Source organism: Dyella sp. Tek66A03, assembly GCF_052567735.1.
Window position 1 is genome coordinate 627,977 of record NZ_CP199584.1, and the last position, 16,525, is coordinate 644,501.

The following is a 16,525-nucleotide window of genomic DNA, read 5'->3' on the forward strand; positions in this document are numbered from 1 at the left end:
ACGCGCAAGCGGAAGGAGTGTTGCCCATGACGACGGTACCCCGGAAGCATTTCACGGACACCCAGAAGGCGCTGATGTTCGATCGCTGGCAGCGAGGCGAGTCGCTGCATCAGATCGCCAAGCTATTTGATACCCGCCATTCCTCGATACGCAACGTACTGGCCCGGACCGGCGGTATTCGACCTGCCCCACGCCATCGTGCCCTGCGTGCCCTCACGCTGGCGGAGCGGGAGGAGGTATCTCGCTCAGTGGCGCTGGGATGCTCGCTCCGGTCTGTTGCCCTGCAGCTTCATCGGGCGCCATCCACGATTAGTCGGGAGATCCGACGTAATGGTGGTCGGGACGGCTATCGAGCGAACCAGGCCGATCAGCGCGCCTGGGACCGGGGGCGCCGCCCCAAGGTCTGCAAGCTGAAGAAGCATCGCGTGCTGGCCAAACTCGTGGCCGCCAAGTTGCAGCTAGAGTGGTCGCCGGTGCAGATTGCGGGGTGGCTCAAGCACCGATCAGGTGGCCAGGAGGAGCAGCAGGTGTCGCACGAGACCATCTATTGCAGCCTCTTCATCCAGGCCCGTGGTGCCCTGAAAAAGGAGCTTCTGGTGCATTTACGGCGCACCCGCGCGATGCGCCGATCGCGCCACCACACGCAGAAGACGGACAACCATGGCCAGCTCGCCGGCATGGTCTCCATCCGTGAGCGTCCGGCCGAAGTCGAGGATCGCGCCGTGCCCGGCCACTGGGAGGGCGATCTGATCATGGGGAGCCACAACACCCAGATTGCCACGCTCGTCGAACGTCACACACGTTTAGTCATGCTGGTGAAGGTTGACGGCAGAGATACGCAAACGGTCATCGATGCGCTCATCAAGCACGCGCACAAGCTCCCCCGGGAGCTTTACAAATCACTGACCTGGGATCGTGGCAAGGAGATGGCCGATCACCAGCGCTTTACGCTGGCGACCGATATCCAGGTCTATTTCTGCGATCCTCAGCATCCGTGGCAGCGCGGTTCGAACGAGAATACGAACGGACTACTTCGGCAGTATTTTCCCAAGGGCACCGATCTGTCGGTGTACTCTCAGGCTAAACTCGATGCGGTAGCCAGGCGATTGAATGGACGTCCGCGACAAACACTGAACTTCGAAACACCTGCCGAACGATTCCAACAATGTGTTGCATCGACCGCCTGAAGTCGCAACCTGAAACGGACCTTATTGAGGTAGCCAGCACCAAATGGACGTAGCAGGGGCATCTATGAGGTCAACTGATGAAAATCGCCGACCCTGGGTAGCAAGAAGTGCTGCCATCATTGCAATTGTCTGGGTCGCTGGTTACTTCCTGACAGGAACTGTGGCGGGTGCAACGACCATTGCGGGCATGCTCGTGTTGGTTGCTTTGGCTGGCCTTCTTTACACATGAAGATGTTCGAGCGCACTTAATTTGCATGTCCGCTTCCGCCCCGGAGCAGTGATAGAGGCGACTCAGAGGAATCACGTTTCCATGAAGATACGTTGGCTTGGTTTGGGCACTTTAGTCCTGTCGGCTTGCTTTGCTTGTAGTGCTTCGGCCGGCGACAAATCTGGCGTTGGGCTAACGAGGAAGGCGGCGTGTGATCAACTCCGGGGTGTCGTTAGTAAGCAGTTGAGCGCAAGTCACGGACCTGATGAATATCGTTGCGGTGAGGATAGACCAGGTGCTTTGGGCGGCTACTACGTCTTCGCGCTCCGTTCCAACTATCCGGCCCCGAAGGGGGCTGGCCCCGATTGGGTGGGTAGCGGGCTAGTTGGTTGGTACGCAGTGCGGATTTCGGATGGGCAAGTGCGAGACTGGGATGTCGCGAATCTGCGGTTAAGGGCCGTGATCAGGTAGCCTCTTTTGGCGTTACACCGTAAGGTCCGCTAGCGGCCCGGAGCAATGAGATGGACTCCTCCTCACCATCGGCATCGTTGAGTGCCAGACTGGAGTTGCGAGAAACCAGTCAACGGCGAGAAGGAGTCCACTCATGAAGCTTATGCGCATTGGGGTCGACTTGGCCAAAAATGTCTTCCAAGTCCACGGTGTCGATCATCGCGAGAAGGCGGTGTGGCGTAAACGGCTGACGCGAGATCGGTGGCTGCAGGCGGTGAGCGAAGCAGCTGAGCCGGGTTGCGAGATCGCCATGGAGGCCTGCGCCGGTGCGCACCACTGGGCCAGGCAACTGCAAGCACGGGGCTTTCGCGTGAAGCTGATCGCGCCCCAGTACGTGAAGCCGTACGTGCCGCGCAATAAGAGCGATGCCAAAGATGCGGAGGGCATCTGCGAAGCGATGAGTCGACCTAGCATGCGCTTTGTCCCGATCAAGACGGTGGAGCAGCAAGACATCCAGGCTGTGCATCGCATTCGCACCAGGTTGGTGGACGATCGGACGGCCAAAGGCAATCAGATCCGTGGTTTGGTAGCCGAGTATGGCCTGGTCGCTCCGAAGGAGTTGTCTTCGTTGCGCCAGGCGATTCCGTGTTGGCTGGAGGAAGCCGGTAACGACTTGAGCACGCGCTTTCGCCGTTTGCTCCATGGACTGTGGCAGGACCTGCTCACGCTCGACGCGCGCGTGGCGGAGCTGGAGGATGAGATTCGAGTGCTGGCGAAGACCGATCCCGATGCGATTCGACTGCAGCAGTTGCGCGGCGTCGGCCCGATCGTCGCCACTGCGCTCGTGGCGTCGATAGGGGACGCCCGGCAGTACACCAACGGCCGCCAGCTGGCGGCATCCCTTGGCCTGACGCCGGCGCAACACAGCTCGGGTGGCAAGGAGCGGCTGCTCGGCATCAGCAAACGCGGCAACGCCTATGTGCGCTCGCTGCTGGTGCATGGGGCGCGTGCCATGTTGCGCACGGCAGCCACCAAGGACGATGCCTTAAGTCGATGGGTGACCCAACTGGCAGAGCGATCCCATCCCAACGTGGCCTGCGTTGCGCTGGCCAACAAGACGGCGCGCATGGCCTGGGCCATGTTGCGTCATGGCACGGACTACCAACCGGGGTTGGCGGCCGCCTAAACGAGCAACGTCTGGAACCATCCTATCCACGATTGCGAAGCACCCTGCACGATGACGAACCGGTCGGACCGGCGCTGGCAAAACCCTGAAATGTCCTAGTGCCACGAGCACGACGGAGCGATTGGGAGTCGGCGCGCGACTAGCTCATCAAGGCCCAGCATCCTCAGGAGCGAGGGTGGCGGAGGCCGGATATACGTTTGCAGTCGACACGGACGCCAGAGCTGCGGGATGCTTGCAACAGGGGAGGAGTCCATATACGGACCTCACGGATTGACCCTGTCACTTCGGAATCACCATGGACATTCGAACACTCGGTACAAATGACCTCGACCTCATTTGTCGGCACCGCGAAGAAATGTTTCGGGATGCGGGTAGAAGCGATGATGTGTTGACGCTGATGACCGAGCATTTCCGCGAATGGGTTAGACCACGTCTGCTGGATGGATCCTATTTTGGCTACGTGATGTTGGACGATGGCACGCCTGTCGCTGGCATCGGTCTGATGCTCATCGACTGGCCGCCACATCCCGAGCATCCAACGCATGAAAAACGCGGATACGTCCTGAATGTCTTTGTTGAGCCCGACCACAGAAGACGTGGATTGGCCTGTGAGTTGATGAAGCTGGCGGAAGCGGAGTTCGTCAGGCGCGGGGTTTGCTACGCCGTTCTACACGCAACGGAGAAGGGCAAGCCGCTATATCAGGGGTTGGGCTGGAACGGCACTGCAGAAATGGCGAAGGCGTTGCCTTCGTAACGCCCGCTTCCGACCCGGAACGGACCACATGTAGCGATCAAGGGGACTCGTTCGGATGAAGAGTTCGTGGCTGTCGAAGTTGGCAGGCTCCATCGGTTTGGTGCTGGCCTTGGGCTCAGTGGCCGGCACCGTACTCGCATGCGAAGAAGCACCGGTCAGCGGTGGGAAGTGCCTCACCCTGCGTGGGCGAGTTTCTCTCTACAACGGAACCCCCTCGATGCGGATCTGGCCGATCGGTTCCAACAGGTTGCTCGGGGTAGTTCCAGCCGAAGATGAAGACGCCCCTGCGAACATCAAGAGTGTGGTCACCTTTGAACAGTCTGCCACCGCCGACTTGGAAGTTTGCCCCGTTACCCAGGCCGAACAGGGTGAAATGCAGATGGTCTGCATTCGCTCAGCGCGAGACGTTAAGCTGAAATCACCATAGAGGCTGGAAAGGTCGGCTTCCGACCCGATGCGGACATTTTGGGGGATTGACCAGGCACGTACGCGCTTCGGCCTAGGATCTCGCATCATGTGCGGGTGACGGTTCAACAAGGGGCATGTCCGCGGCATGAATATGAATACCACTAGGGGAGGCCGGCGAATGTTTGGGTTCGAATTGCATGGTTGGGAAACCATGCTCATAGTGTCGGCGTTGGTCGCGGCCGCCGCCGCCATAGGCGTCGGACTCGCAACGTATGCGGTCATAACGCTCACCCGAGAAGAAAACTCAGCAAATTCAGAGGCGCTAGAGCGGTACAAGGCAGACGCTGCGCTAAGAACCGCCGATGCCACCCGAGGGGCAGCACAAGCAAACGAGCGCGCCGCAGAGCTAGAACGACAAGCCTCGGAATTAAAGAAAGAGGCCGAGTCCGCCAAGGCGGAGGCCGCGAAGGCGAACGAACGCATTCTGGAAATGAAGCGGATGCGTAGGCTGGAAAAGCCACAAGCGGAAGCCCTAAGAGATGTGTTCGCATCTTCGGATTTCCAAACTGAGCCAAAAGTCGCTCTAAGGGTTGGCGCCGTTGCTGATGCCGAGGCCCAAATGTTTGCAATGGAGTTTCAGAACCTGTTTGCGTCCTGTGGCGTGAACATATATCCGACACAGGGAGGTGCCCCGAATGAAGTTCTGCAGCTGGCGCCTACTGAGACCGGTCTCATCATGAGCGTTAAGGACCCGACGAAGCCACACAGTGCTTTCGCCATCGTGCACCGTGTCTTACATGCCGTTGGGCTTCCTTGCGGAGTTGATGAAGACCACTCACTTGGCGAGACCGAAGGGATGCTCGTCGTCATGCGGAAGCCCGGCTAAAAATATCGACCTGCCGCTCAACAAGACGCCCAACCCCATTGGAATAGTTCGGCCGCATTGGAGATGCCAATTGATCCAGCTTCCCGTAAGAGATCCATGTGACCTTTGTGAAACGGCAGGTCGCAAAGAAAGATGGGCGATCATCGATGAGAGCGAGCATACGCTCACCGTGATAAATCCCATGCAGTTCGAAGTCGGCCAGTGTTGCGTCATCACACGTCGGCATGTTGCTACGCTGCTCGACCTTTCTCATCAGGAATGCGAGGCGATAATGGTCTCGGCCAAGAGAGTCGCGCAGGCGCTTGTCAAAACGTACCAGCCCCTCGGGATACTAACGTTTCAAAACAACGGGGTCTTTAGTGGGCAAGAAACACCCCACTTCCACTTCCATGTCGTGCCCCGACAGAAGGGGAGCGATTGGGGCGTAGGGCCGCCACAGCTCGCGACATTCGATGGTGCCGGGCGTCAAAGGGGAGCATCACACGATGCAGACGGAGATTCCCAGCGTCGAGCGCGAGTTCAAGCTTCTTCCAGGCGACTTGCTGAGACCGCAGCTCTAATTCGTTCGAATCTGCATGAGTAGCAAAGCTTTGGAGAGTTGACTGATCTGCAGCGCATGGTGAAGTGGTGTCCTTCAAGGCGGACGCCGTGGATGGGGTCCGCTTCCGACCCAGAGCGGCCCTTTGTATGCTGGCGCCAAAGGATCAGGGGGAGGTCCATATGGGTGACAAGATCGCCACTACCGTGTTCTGGCTGATCGCCGGGACACTCATCATCTTTGGCCTGGTCGCTCTCATCGGATCGCCGTTTCGAAGTTTGGAGCTCTGGCAGATCGCCGTAGGTGCGCTCTGTGCGATTGCCCTGATATTCGGCCTTCGCCAGTGCGTGCAGATCTTGCGCGGAAAGCGGCGTGTGGGTAACTGACCGAGACGTCCGCTTCCGACCGAGGCTGTGTGAAAACACCTAACCACTCAGCCTTGCTACGCTAGGCACATCCTAGCGTGGGTGTGCCTCATGAAGCGATTCGTTGAAGGTGCCGATCGGTCGCAGAGCGTGCTGTTTCCCGAGCGACTGGATGACTACATCGATGACGACAATCCCGTGCGGATTGTCGATGTCTTCGTCGACGAGCTGAACCTTGGCGACCTGGGCTTTTCAGGTGTCGAGCCTGCCGCCACCGGTCGCCCCAGCTATCACCCCGGCACGCTGCTCAAGATCTACATCTACGGCTACCTCAATCGCGTGCAGTCCAGCCGCCGCCTGGAGCGCGAAGCCCAGCGCAATGTCGAACTGATCTGGCTGACCGGCCGCTGCATGCCGGACTTCAAGACGATCGCCGATTTCCGTAAAGACAACGGCTTGGCCATCCGGCGCGTGTGCAGCCAGTTCGTGATGCTGTGCCGGCGAATGAAGCTGTTCACCGATGCGGTGGTTGCCATCGATGGCAGCAAGTTCAAGGCGGTCAACGGCCGGGACAAGAACCTCACCCAAGCCAAGCTCAAAGCTCGACAAGAACAGCTCGAATCCAGCGTGGCTCGGTATCTGGCCGAACTCGATCGCGCCGATCGCGAGCCTGGAAGCTTGCCGGAAGTTCGGGTGAAACACCTGGGACAGAAGATCGCCACGGTGCGCGAACAGATGCAGCAACTGGCCACGCTCGGTAACGCGATGCGAGAGGTACCCGATCAGCAAATCTCGCAGACCGATCCCGACGCGCGCGCCATGGCGACCAGCGGTCGAGGCTCAGGCATCGTCGGCTATAACGTGCAAGCGGCCGTGGAGGCCACCCATCACCTCATCGTGGCCCATGAGGTCACGAACGAAGGCCATGACCGTCACCAGCTGACGGCCATGGCCACGCGTGCTCGCGATGCGATGCAACGCGATACGCTCACTGCCCTGGCCGACCGCGGTTACTTCAAGGGCGAGGAAATCCTGGCCTGCGAGCAGGCGGGTATCACGCCATTGGTGCCCAAGCCGCTGACCTCCAGCAGCAAGGCGGCGGGGCGTTTCGACAAGCGTGATTTTCGCTACCTGGCTGACCGCGACGTGTATCAATGCCCCGCGGGTGAAGATGCACCTCGGCGCATGACGTGCGATGAAGGTGGCAAGTCGGTGCACGTCTACTGGTCGTCGGCCTGCCCGACATGCCCACTACGATCGCAGTGCACCACCAGTCGCTATCGACGCATCCGACGCTGGGAGCACGAGACGGTGCTGGAAACCATGCAGGACCAGCTCAATGCACGTCCCGACGCCATGCGCGTGCGACGACAAACCGTCGAGCACGTGTTCGGCACACTAAAAGCGTGGATGGGGGCGACACACTTCCTCACGCGCACTATGCCGAAAGTCGCCACGGAGATGAGCTTGCACGTGCTGGCCTACAACATGAAGCGGGTCATGAAGATCATGGGGGTGAAGCCGCTGATGCAGGCCATCATGGCCTGACTAGGCGTTGATACTTGCGCTCGATCTTTGAGACGATCACGCGAAGTGAAACAGCGTGACGCTTTACTCGAGTTTTTGTGTTTTCACACAGCCTCGACCCGGAGCAGACCTTACGTGCGTAGGGACAGAATGAGGTGAGGCGCTTCGGATGAAAACCTTCCCACTCAAACGGAGTGACGGCCAAATCTTCGCGTTTGAGATCTACGCGTCCGGCCTGTGGACGGGCTCACTTGCGCGGTTGTTGCGGCGAGCCCCGGGTGTAGCCAATGTCCGACGGGTCCGGGAGGACGACCATCGGCTCGCATTTGAGGTCAATGGCGAGCCCTTTATGGTGTGGGAACCGTGGGGGGACAACTCACGGTATTGGGTTGGCCCTGCGGATACCGCTGTGACGTCGGGAAATGCCGGAGTTCTAGAGGCCTATCTCAAACAAGCCCAAGTCTGGTTCGAATGGCCCGTGCGCCTACTTGATGGCGGGTAACGATGTGCTGGGGTCATCAGTTTATGTCCGCTTCCGACGGCGGCCTCAACCGGTCGATGCAACATGAGGCTGGCCGTCGAAATACCTAAAATCGCCTTGGCCATTTCAGGCGTGGGCCTCTGGATCTATCACACGGTCCTGTTCGACGACTTGGCCCTACATGGTTCGAGGAAGGGCGATGCTCTGCACGTGGTCGAGCTAAATGACCATGGGATCTATTCATACATAACGCTGGCCCAGTCCAGCGAACTTACGCGCGTCGCATATGCCGCGGGTCTTCTGTTTTCGCTGGCCGTTCTGATTGACTTGATACAGAGGAAGCGCACTAAGTAGCGCACCTTGCAGCCAGGCCAGCTCGTCTGCAAGCTGGACACGTCCGCTTCCGACCCGGAGCGGTACTAATACAAGGAAAGGGAATGATGAAGCGTGTAGTGATCGCATGAAGCCCATTTTCCATTCAATGCGCTCCTGCGTCGTATTGGCAGGGTTGCTGGCTTTCATCGGCGCGGGCGCATCATTGGCCTCGTCGCCTGTGGCCGTGCAGTCCTCGTGGGTGCTTGGCAGCGAGACCTACAAGGAGACCTACATCAATCAGCCCTTCATCGGGAACGGCTACCTGGGCTTGCGTATCCCGGCGGCTGGCGAGGGCTATTGGGAAGGCACGACAGCACCCGACGACAGTTCCTCCTGGCCGCTGCGCACCCCGCGCTATACCTCGGCCCTGATCGCCGGCTACTACGGCAGGGCGGCCTTTCTGTCGGCGCTGCCCAATTGGTCGCCCCTCACGATCCGCGATGCTTCGGGACGTTATGATCCGCTCGCCCTGTCCGCGTCGCAGCTATCGGCCTACCACCAAGCCATGGATATGCAGCATGGCGTGGTCACCACCTCGGTCGTTTGGACATCACCACGCGGCAACAAGGCGCGGCTGACATGGACGATCTTCGCCCATCGCAGATACGAGCGGCTTGGCGTCGTGCGAATGGACGTGACTGCACTGGATTGGCGCGGCTCCATGAACGTGGATGCGTTCCTCGACCTGCGCGGCGTCCGCCGCGCCACGGTGCTACCGAATCGGGTCCCATCAAGTGCGGCGACGAACAGCGCCGAGACAGCGATCGCCAGCGACATCCTGCATACCAAGGCTGTGGAGGCCTTCACCGTATCGTCACCCGCTGGCCTGCGGCCGGCCACGGTGCTTGACGGTGACGACCAGCGAGGACTGAGCTGGACGTTCACACCTGTGATCGGTACGACCTACACCTTCATCAAGTACGTCGGGGTCGCCGCCGCATCCGACAAGCCGCACCTCGCAACCGACGTCGGCGAGATCGCGCGCCAGGTGGCGAAGGCTGCCGCCGATGGCTCGTATGAAGGTGGCGGCGATCAGGCCAGCATCTATGCGCGACTACTGGATGCTCATGAGCAGGCATGGCTGGACCTCTGGCAGAGCGATGTGATGGTCGACGCCGATCATCCGCATCTGCAGAGTGTCATCCACGCATCGGAATACGCGCTCTATGCCAATGTACGGCAATACGCTCGCGCGAGCGTGGCGCCGGCGGGCCTCACCAGCGACAACTACGCGGGCATGATCTTCTGGGACGCGGAGACGTGGATGTATCCGTTCCTGTTGACCATGCATCCGGAGCTGGCGAAGTCGGTCGTGGACTACCGGTACGACGCGTTGCCCAACGCGTTGCGCAACGTCGAGGAGCGCTCGTCGGAGGTCCGTGCGACGCGTGGCGCCTTTTTCCCCTGGACGTCCGGCAATGGACTCCTGGCGGTGGACCGCGGCGAAACCCCCGAAATCCATTTGCAGGCGGATATCGCGCTGGCGCAATACCAGTACTACGAAGCGACCGGCGATAGGGGCTGGCTAAGGAACAACGGCTGGCCCGTGATTAAAGCGATTGCCGATTACTACTGCTCGCGGGCCACCAAAAATCCGGACGGGAGCTACAGCATCCGGGGAGTCGACGGTCCGGACGAATACACCGTCGACGCGACCGACGCAGCTTATACCAACGGCAGCGCGATCAAAGCCATCCATTTGGCGATCCACGTCGCGCAGCTGCTCGGCCTTGACGCGCCCACGGCATGGGGGGAGGTGAGCAAGAAAATCGTACCGCCCGCCCTTGATCCCGAGCTGCGCATCCACCTCCAATTCGCCGGTTTCTCCGCCCGCTCATCGAAGCAGCTCAAGCAGGCGGACGTCGTGCTCCTGACCTACCCGATGGAATACCCGATGCCGTCGGACGTCGCTATCAACGACCTCAACTTCTACGCCGCCCGCACCGACCCCCTGGGGCCTGCGATGACCAACTCCGTGCAGGCCATCATTGCGGCGCAATTCGGGTTGCCGAGCTTCACTACGTTTTTCAGTCGCGCCTATCAGCCCTATGTCGTGGGCCCCTATCTGAACTTCAATGAGACATCGGTGATGGCGCCGAGCGCGGGACAAGGCTATCCGGCCTATACCTTCGTGACCGGTGCGGGCGGGTTCCTGCAAACCCTGTCCAACGGCATTGCCGGGTTCCGCTTCCGAGAAGATGGCATCGACCTCGCTCCCGTGATCGCACGGGACGCTGTGGAGGGATCCGCCCTGTCGCGCGTTTACCTGAGAGGCATGCATTGGCAGGGGAGAACCTTTGATGTTGATGTCACGCCGCGGCAAACCCGCGTCATACTGACGAGCGGCTCGCCGGCCATCGTTCGCACACAAGCCGGCCAGGAAACACTTGAGTCGGGCAGGCCCTTGATACTGGACACACGAGTTATTCCATCGCGGCCCGGTGGCTAAACCGGCTGGCGCGAGCGCTTAACTGGCCGGTCCGGTAGAGTACGGCGAAGTGTCGGCTTGCGACCCCATATAAGTTTCCGTCCCGTTCTCAGTGACCATGTCACGGCTGCCAACATGGCCGTGGGTTTGACCATGCACGCTAAGCAAATCTCCGAGCTCATGGAAGAAGCCCAGCTCCAGACCTGCGACGGCCCCATTGGCCGTGATGGCCCATTCGCGCGGCATCCAGTCGGCAACGGGCAGCAGTGGGATGTCCACATTCGAGCCGAAACGGACGGTCCGTTTTGACTCAAAGTAGATGAGCACCATCGGCATACGCTCTGATCGACCGTTTGACGAACGAGTACATCCCGCTGCGACGCGGGTGTCATGGCCCGATCGATTCCAGATCGTGGCGCATGATCGGGCGAGCCGGAACGCGCCTGGTAATTACCTTGAATCCGGCGCGCGCGAAGGTCGAGGCATAGCCGGTACCTGAGGCGCTTGGCGAGACCTCTGCATCGAAGGGATAGGCCTCCAGCGCGGGCGCTCCAGCGCGCTTTGCTGTGCGAAGAGCCTCCGCGATCAGCGCCAATGTGATGCCCCGTCGGCGATGCCCCTTGCGGACATAGAGACAGGTGAGCGACCAGACCGGTGCGCTATCCACGGGTTTCAGTCGCCACATGCGATCAAGCGCCGGCAGGGCGGCTCGAGGGGTTAGCTGACACCAACCCACGGCGCTCCCGCTTTCGAACGCGATCAAACCAGGTGGCGGGCCAGCATCCACGATCGCCCGAAATACCGCTTCGTTATCGGCTGGGGCTTGCCTCAGATATGCACCAGCAGCCTTTGCAGGCGCCGACCGGACCGAACAGGTCGGCGAGAGCCGGCCACAGATCAGGCGTGAGCGGGCGGATGGTGAGAGTCATGCGATGAGGGCTCGAGCCACTGCTGAGATGAAACTAATCCCAAACGAAACGGCATGACAAGCCGACATGTCCCCCATGCACTTCAAGCTTCATGGCTGGAGCGGGCTTAAGTATCGGGCGCCGGTCTGATCTGGTCACGCGCGTCAGGGCGCGAAATAGGCACGCAAAGAGATAATCTGAGCACAGCTTCGGGCAAGACCAACGGCGCGTCACGGTATCTTCACACGAGCGCTTGAGCTCAACAGGAGGTCAGCGTGTCTCACAGGAAACTGGCAGCATCCAAGTTCGCGATATCTCTATGGGTGGCAGCAGCTTTGTTAGCCGGCGCGATGTCATCGGCCAGTGCCGTCGATGGCCCGAAAGATCCCACTGGCGTATTCGCAGCCCCGCAACGTGACGGTTCCCACGATTTCGATTTCCTTATCGGGGACTGGCAAGCACATGTCCGCCGCCTACCGGATCGCCTCAATAATTCCACCCAGTGGGATGAATACGATGGCATCTCCAATCATCACAAATTGCTCGACACTAACGCCAATTTCGAGCAGTTTGAGGTAACGAGTCCCGACAAGAGGTTGCACATCAATGCGCAGACCTTGCGGATGTACAACCCGGAAACGTTTCAATGGAGCATCTACGGCCTGGATTTGGACAAAGGCGAACTCGATGCGCCCGTCATCGGTGAATTCCACGGCAATCGAGGCGAGTTCTACAATCACCAAACGTGGAAGGGGCGCGTGGTCCTGGTCCGCTGGATGTGGCTCAACATCTCGCCGAAAGCGGCGCGCATGGAGCAATCGTTCTCTCCAGATGGCGGCAAGCATTGGGAGGTGAACTGGATCTGTGAGTTGTCACGGCAGATGGAGGTCACCTCTCCATAACGCATGCCCTCCGGGGAGTTGCGAATGCTCCTATCCATCCTGGCCCTCGGGAGGAGTTGATGTCACGACCGGAGAATCACTCACAGGTCATTACCGGCCTCGGGCTGCGCGCGCACAAAGGTGGTGCCGTGGTGGTCTGCGTCGCTGTTGCGGAGGGAGAGCCTCGCGTCGTCCTCTCCACGACTCTCGAAACCTGCGCTGACGGCGACCGGCTTTCCTTTGAGCCTTACCGCGTCGCGGCCGAAATGGCGCGGGGCCCGCAGAACGAGACCACAGCAGAAGCGGCGGCAGCGGTCGCGGAGGGGCGCAGGCGTCAAGATCGGCTGGCAGCCAATGGGCTGCAGGGCATTGTCCGTCAGCTGGAGGCAGCGAGGTGCAACCCGGTCGTCGCCGCCTTGCTCGTCAATCGTGCCGGCTGGATCACCGACCTCCTCGCATACAGTCTGGCCTGGCCGGAACATGTGCCGGTTGCCGAAGCCCTGGCCGTGCGTGACGCTCTTCGGTTTGCATCCCTTCAATGTGGTATCGAGGTTGCCGAACTGGACGAGAAGTCGCTTTCCGATCTCGCGGCGACGACGCTGGGCTTGCCACCGACGGCGATCGACGCCCGCCTGAAGGCTCTGGGCGCGCCCATGGGGAAACCGTGGCGGAAAGAGCAGAAGCTTGCCTGCCTGTCTGCCTGGATCGCGGTTTCAAGGCCGCGCTAACGATCAGGCGCACTCGATCCGTACGCTGCAGCGCCGGCAACAGGATGGACTGGAACGTCCGGCCCTGCAGCGGCACCCGACCTGGACCCGTCCAGGGACGAGGTCATGTGGGATCTCGGTCGTAGCGCATGATATCGATGGGCAATTGCACCCATGCATGTCTCCGGCACTCATAGACTGAGTCCTGAGGTGCGGGAAAGCTCGGATCGGCAAAGGTCCCTACCGCGACCGACACCGACCGGTCATCGCCTTCTTCGGTGTGAAACACCGTGCTTCCGCAGATCGGGCAAAACCGAAAGCGGAATTTCGATCCATGCTCGCCCGTGCGGACGAATTCCGTGGCAGTGCCAGCGACCGTAAAAGGAGTCGCATAACCGGCAAGTGCCGCGAACACGCTACCCGTGCGCTGTTGGCAAGCCAGGCAATGGCACACGCCAACGCCCAAGGGCTCTCCTTGAACCTCAATGCGGAGTTGCCCACAAGAACAAGAGGCTGTTTTGCTCGACATATGACACCTCGGCTTCGACGATTCCGAAATGGGTGCCGGAAACTATGCCACGGTAAAGCTGTATCAGGTCGGGTTATGCGTCGTTCTCGTCGCCGCTATCGTCGTCGCAGGACTCCCCCACCGGTTAACAGGCCTGGGGGCTGCAACACGACTCTGACTCGTCCTATAGTGTGTCGCAGCTGGCAGCTCAAGCCGCAAACCAGTAACGGCTAGTCACGGCTTGATCGATCGCCTGGCACAGACGGAGTGGCGGATGCGACCGTTGACTCGACGACAGATCACATGGGTGCTTTGCGCCGCGGTGTGGCTATGCGCGTCATCAGCCGGTGCCCAGAGCCTTCCGCCGAAGGGCACCCATCCCGATGCGACACCTCCCGAACTTGGACTGAAGCAAGCCACAGGCCATGCCCCCAAGGCGGCCGCGACGAATTTGTCGATGATTCAAGGGGCGGCGTCGATGCCGAAAGCTGCCAGTGACTACCGCGAGCCATTGCGAGATCCCTCGGTGCTTGGTACCGCTCCCTTGGGTTTTCGATCAGGCTCGCCGGCGGCCAGTGGCCTTGCACCGTCACCACCGGTCGTACCGATTTTTCCTTCGGACGGTTCCTCCAGGCTTGAGCGCGTCTCGCGGGGAGCACTGGAATTTGCCGCGAAGGTGGCGCTATCCATAGCGGCGGCGAGAACGGGTATGCAGACGCCGGTCCCGCCTCCATCCTATCCGGCCTACCAGCCCAGCTTTCCTGTACCGGTGCCCATGTCGGTGGCGGCAAACTGCCAGGCGAGCGACGTGGATGGCGCGCCAACCAACTGTGTTGTTCATTGATCGCGCTGGCGGGACACAACCTGGGGCGTTCCAGATCCGCTCCGAGATCATGGAAGTCGTGCCAGTGGCGCGGATCGCCTCGTCGGCAAGGGCCTGGCCGAAGCCGCTAATGACGGCGGCCCCCTGAGCGCGGATACGCGTTAGAGCAAACCATCGATGGGCAGCAGGCGAAGAACAGACACTTCCACGCGCTTCTTCGTCTTCGCTTCCGGCTCCTCCTTATAGCTGACGTCCTTGCCGTCATCCGTTGCTTGCCAGACAAGGTGATGAGAGGCAGGGTCGAGCAAGACCTGGTAGGCGTTGGCAGGTTGCGTCGCCGTGGTGAAAAAGTCGGTGATGGCGTGCGCCAGGCCGGGCGAGTCCACGATGATGCCCATTTCGGTATTCAGTAATTTCGAGCGCTGATCCATGTTCAGGGAGCCGATGAAGACCTGGTGGTCATCCACCACGATGGTCTTTGCGTGCAGACTGACGCCGGAGGACTTGCCTAGGGCGGTCGATGCCTGGCTTTGCCCTGTGGAAGGTCGCAGTTCGTAGATCAGCACGCCGCCTTCGACAAGATCCTTGCGGTAATGCACATAGCCCGCATGAGCTGCCGTCTCGTCGGTCGACGCCAGGGAGTTCGTCAGCACTTTGACGGTTACGCCGCGCTGCACAAGCGAGGTGAGATGCTTCGTGCCCTCGTCGCCAGGAATGAAGTAGGGCGTGGTTGCCAGGATCTGATGCTGCGCACCATCCACCAGCGCCTTGAGCTTGGGACCGATGCGAAGTTCGGGCACGTCGTGCGTGGTCTCGATTTTCTCGGGCTGATCTGCCACCAGTTCGGCATCTCCCCAAAACCAGGCGCCCCGTCGATCAGCGGTGGGACCTCCGGGCAACTCTTCCAATACGGATTGCGCGTAGTCGGAGTCTGTATACGCGCGAACTTCATGTTGCAGGATTTGCCGCGCCATGGCCAGGCGCTGGGCGGAATCGCCGGCGTTGGTCAGGCTTTTGAGTGGATACGCGGAATCGCAGTTCCAGTAAGTGTCGAACGCGGCAGACGCTTGCTGGACGACGGGCCCGATGGCCACCACATCAAGATCGCGGAAATGGGTGTCGCTGCCCGCATCGAAATACGGATCGCCAATGTTTCTTCCGCCAATGATGGCGACGCTGTTGTCGACGATGAATGACTTGTTGTGCATGCGCCGATTGAGTCGACGCCATTCGAGCATGAATTGCGTGGCGCGAGAGAGCAGCGACGGGTCTCTGGTCTGCAGCGGGTTGAACAGCCTCACCTTGATATTGGGATGTGAATTCAGCGCATCGAACAAATGGTTTTCGTCGGTGAAGTTGTTGTCATCGATCAGCATCCGCACGCGCACCCCACGGTCGGCTGCGGTGAGCAAATGCTGCATCAAGAGATGCCCGCTCATGTCATTGGCGAAAATGTAGTACTGCAGATCGATCGAATGCTTGGCATGGTCGACAAGGGCTACCCGGCTGAGCAGCGCATTGGTGCTAAGCGTCAGCAATCGAAAGCCGGACTGATTCTGGTGCTGATCCACTTCCGCGTGCGTGTACTGGGCGGAGGGGGTATCCGTAGCTGGGGGCAGCTGGTGCGATTCCGGCTTGTCCGTACTGGGTGGGAGCGAGCCACATGCCGGTAGGAACAGGCACAGTGCCGCGAAGGCAAACGCGACGATCGGACGATCTGTTCGCATGTTCCCGCTCCGAGATGACCAGCCAGAAGGATGCTTTCGACTCGCTCACGCCCAGCATGAATCGCTCATTTAGCATACTTCGACGCCATCCGAGCTGACTGCCAGTCAGGAATCCCCGGAACTACCCTGGCCGGCCCAGAGGTCCTTCGACCATCCGTCGATGCCGGTTTTCTGCCGG

15 protein-coding genes are annotated in these 16,525 nt (G+C 60.3%); 11 read left to right on the plus strand and 4 right to left on the minus strand.

The window, feature by feature from the left end; genetic code table 11:
* The first annotated feature begins 26 nt into the window (after nt 1-26).
* The 9 genes from ACT01B_RS02755 (at nt 27) to ACT01B_RS02795 (ending at nt 10,814) form a co-directional block, all read left to right on the plus strand.
* The gene (locus ACT01B_RS02755; protein WP_445145870.1) at nt 27-1,187 is read left to right on the plus strand and encodes an IS30 family transposase; all 1,161 of its coding nucleotides are present in this window, start codon (nt 27-29) and stop codon (nt 1,185-1,187) included.
* An 812-nt stretch (nt 1,188-1,999) separates the two neighbouring features.
* A complete protein-coding gene (locus ACT01B_RS02760) occupies nt 2,000-3,031 on the plus strand; it encodes an IS110 family transposase (protein ID WP_445145871.1) in 1,032 nt (343 codons plus the stop codon).
* 295 nt (nt 3,032-3,326) lie between these two features.
* A complete protein-coding gene (locus ACT01B_RS02765; RefSeq protein WP_445145872.1) occupies nt 3,327-3,785 on the plus strand; it encodes a GNAT family N-acetyltransferase in 459 nt (152 codons plus the stop codon).
* A 55-nt stretch (nt 3,786-3,840) separates the two neighbouring features.
* A complete protein-coding gene (locus ACT01B_RS02770; protein ID WP_445145873.1) occupies nt 3,841-4,212 on the plus strand; it encodes a hypothetical protein in 372 nt (123 codons plus the stop codon).
* A 159-nt stretch (nt 4,213-4,371) separates the two neighbouring features.
* On the plus strand, nt 4,372-5,079 hold the full coding sequence (locus ACT01B_RS02775) for a hypothetical protein (protein WP_445145874.1): 708 nt from the start codon (nt 4,372-4,374) through the stop codon (nt 5,077-5,079).
* 181 nt (nt 5,080-5,260) lie between these two features.
* A complete protein-coding gene (locus ACT01B_RS02780; RefSeq protein WP_445147409.1) occupies nt 5,261-5,662 on the plus strand; it encodes an HIT family protein in 402 nt (133 codons plus the stop codon).
* A gap of 137 nt (nt 5,663-5,799) precedes the next feature.
* A complete protein-coding gene (locus tag ACT01B_RS02785; protein ID WP_445145875.1) occupies nt 5,800-6,003 on the plus strand; it encodes a hypothetical protein in 204 nt (67 codons plus the stop codon).
* 90 nt (nt 6,004-6,093) lie between these two features.
* Nucleotides 6,094-7,530, plus strand: coding sequence for an IS1182 family transposase (locus ACT01B_RS02790; RefSeq protein WP_445145085.1), 1,437 nt, complete (start codon nt 6,094-6,096; stop codon nt 7,528-7,530).
* Nucleotides 7,531-8,450: 920 nt separating this feature from the next.
* Entirely contained in the window at nt 8,451-10,814 is a 2,364-nt protein-coding gene (locus ACT01B_RS02795; RefSeq protein ID WP_445145876.1) for a hypothetical protein, read from the plus strand.
* A gap of 18 nt (nt 10,815-10,832) precedes the next feature.
* Here the strand turns inward: ACT01B_RS02795 and ACT01B_RS02800 are convergent, their stop codons facing one another.
* Nucleotides 10,833-11,123 (minus strand): hypothetical protein, encoded by a 291-nt coding sequence (locus ACT01B_RS02800; RefSeq protein WP_445145877.1) that lies wholly within the window; start codon nt 11,121-11,123, stop codon nt 10,833-10,835.
* A 58-nt stretch (nt 11,124-11,181) separates the two neighbouring features.
* Nucleotides 11,182-11,580, minus strand: a complete 399-nt coding sequence (locus tag ACT01B_RS02805) for a GNAT family N-acetyltransferase (RefSeq protein WP_445145878.1) — start codon at nt 11,578-11,580, stop codon at nt 11,182-11,184.
* 396 nt (nt 11,581-11,976) lie between these two features.
* Between ACT01B_RS02805 and ACT01B_RS02810 the strand changes: the two genes are divergently transcribed.
* Both ACT01B_RS02810 and ACT01B_RS02815 read left to right on the plus strand, forming a co-directional pair.
* The gene (locus ACT01B_RS02810) at nt 11,977-12,603 is read left to right on the plus strand and encodes a hypothetical protein (RefSeq protein ID WP_445145879.1); all 627 of its coding nucleotides are present in this window, start codon (nt 11,977-11,979) and stop codon (nt 12,601-12,603) included.
* 59 nt (nt 12,604-12,662) lie between these two features.
* A complete protein-coding gene (locus ACT01B_RS02815; protein WP_445145880.1) occupies nt 12,663-13,310 on the plus strand; it encodes a hypothetical protein in 648 nt (215 codons plus the stop codon).
* Between the two features lie 103 nt (nt 13,311-13,413).
* Here ACT01B_RS02815 and ACT01B_RS02820 read toward each other — a convergent pair whose 3' ends face one another.
* Both ACT01B_RS02820 and ACT01B_RS02825 read right to left on the minus strand, forming a co-directional pair.
* Entirely contained in the window at nt 13,414-13,818 is a 405-nt protein-coding gene (locus tag ACT01B_RS02820) for a GFA family protein (RefSeq protein ID WP_445145881.1), read from the minus strand.
* Nucleotides 13,819-14,781: 963 nt separating this feature from the next.
* The gene (locus ACT01B_RS02825) at nt 14,782-16,347 is read right to left on the minus strand and encodes a phospholipase D-like domain-containing protein (protein WP_445145882.1); all 1,566 of its coding nucleotides are present in this window, start codon (nt 16,345-16,347) and stop codon (nt 14,782-14,784) included.
* Between the last annotated feature and the right edge of the window lie 178 nt (nt 16,348-16,525).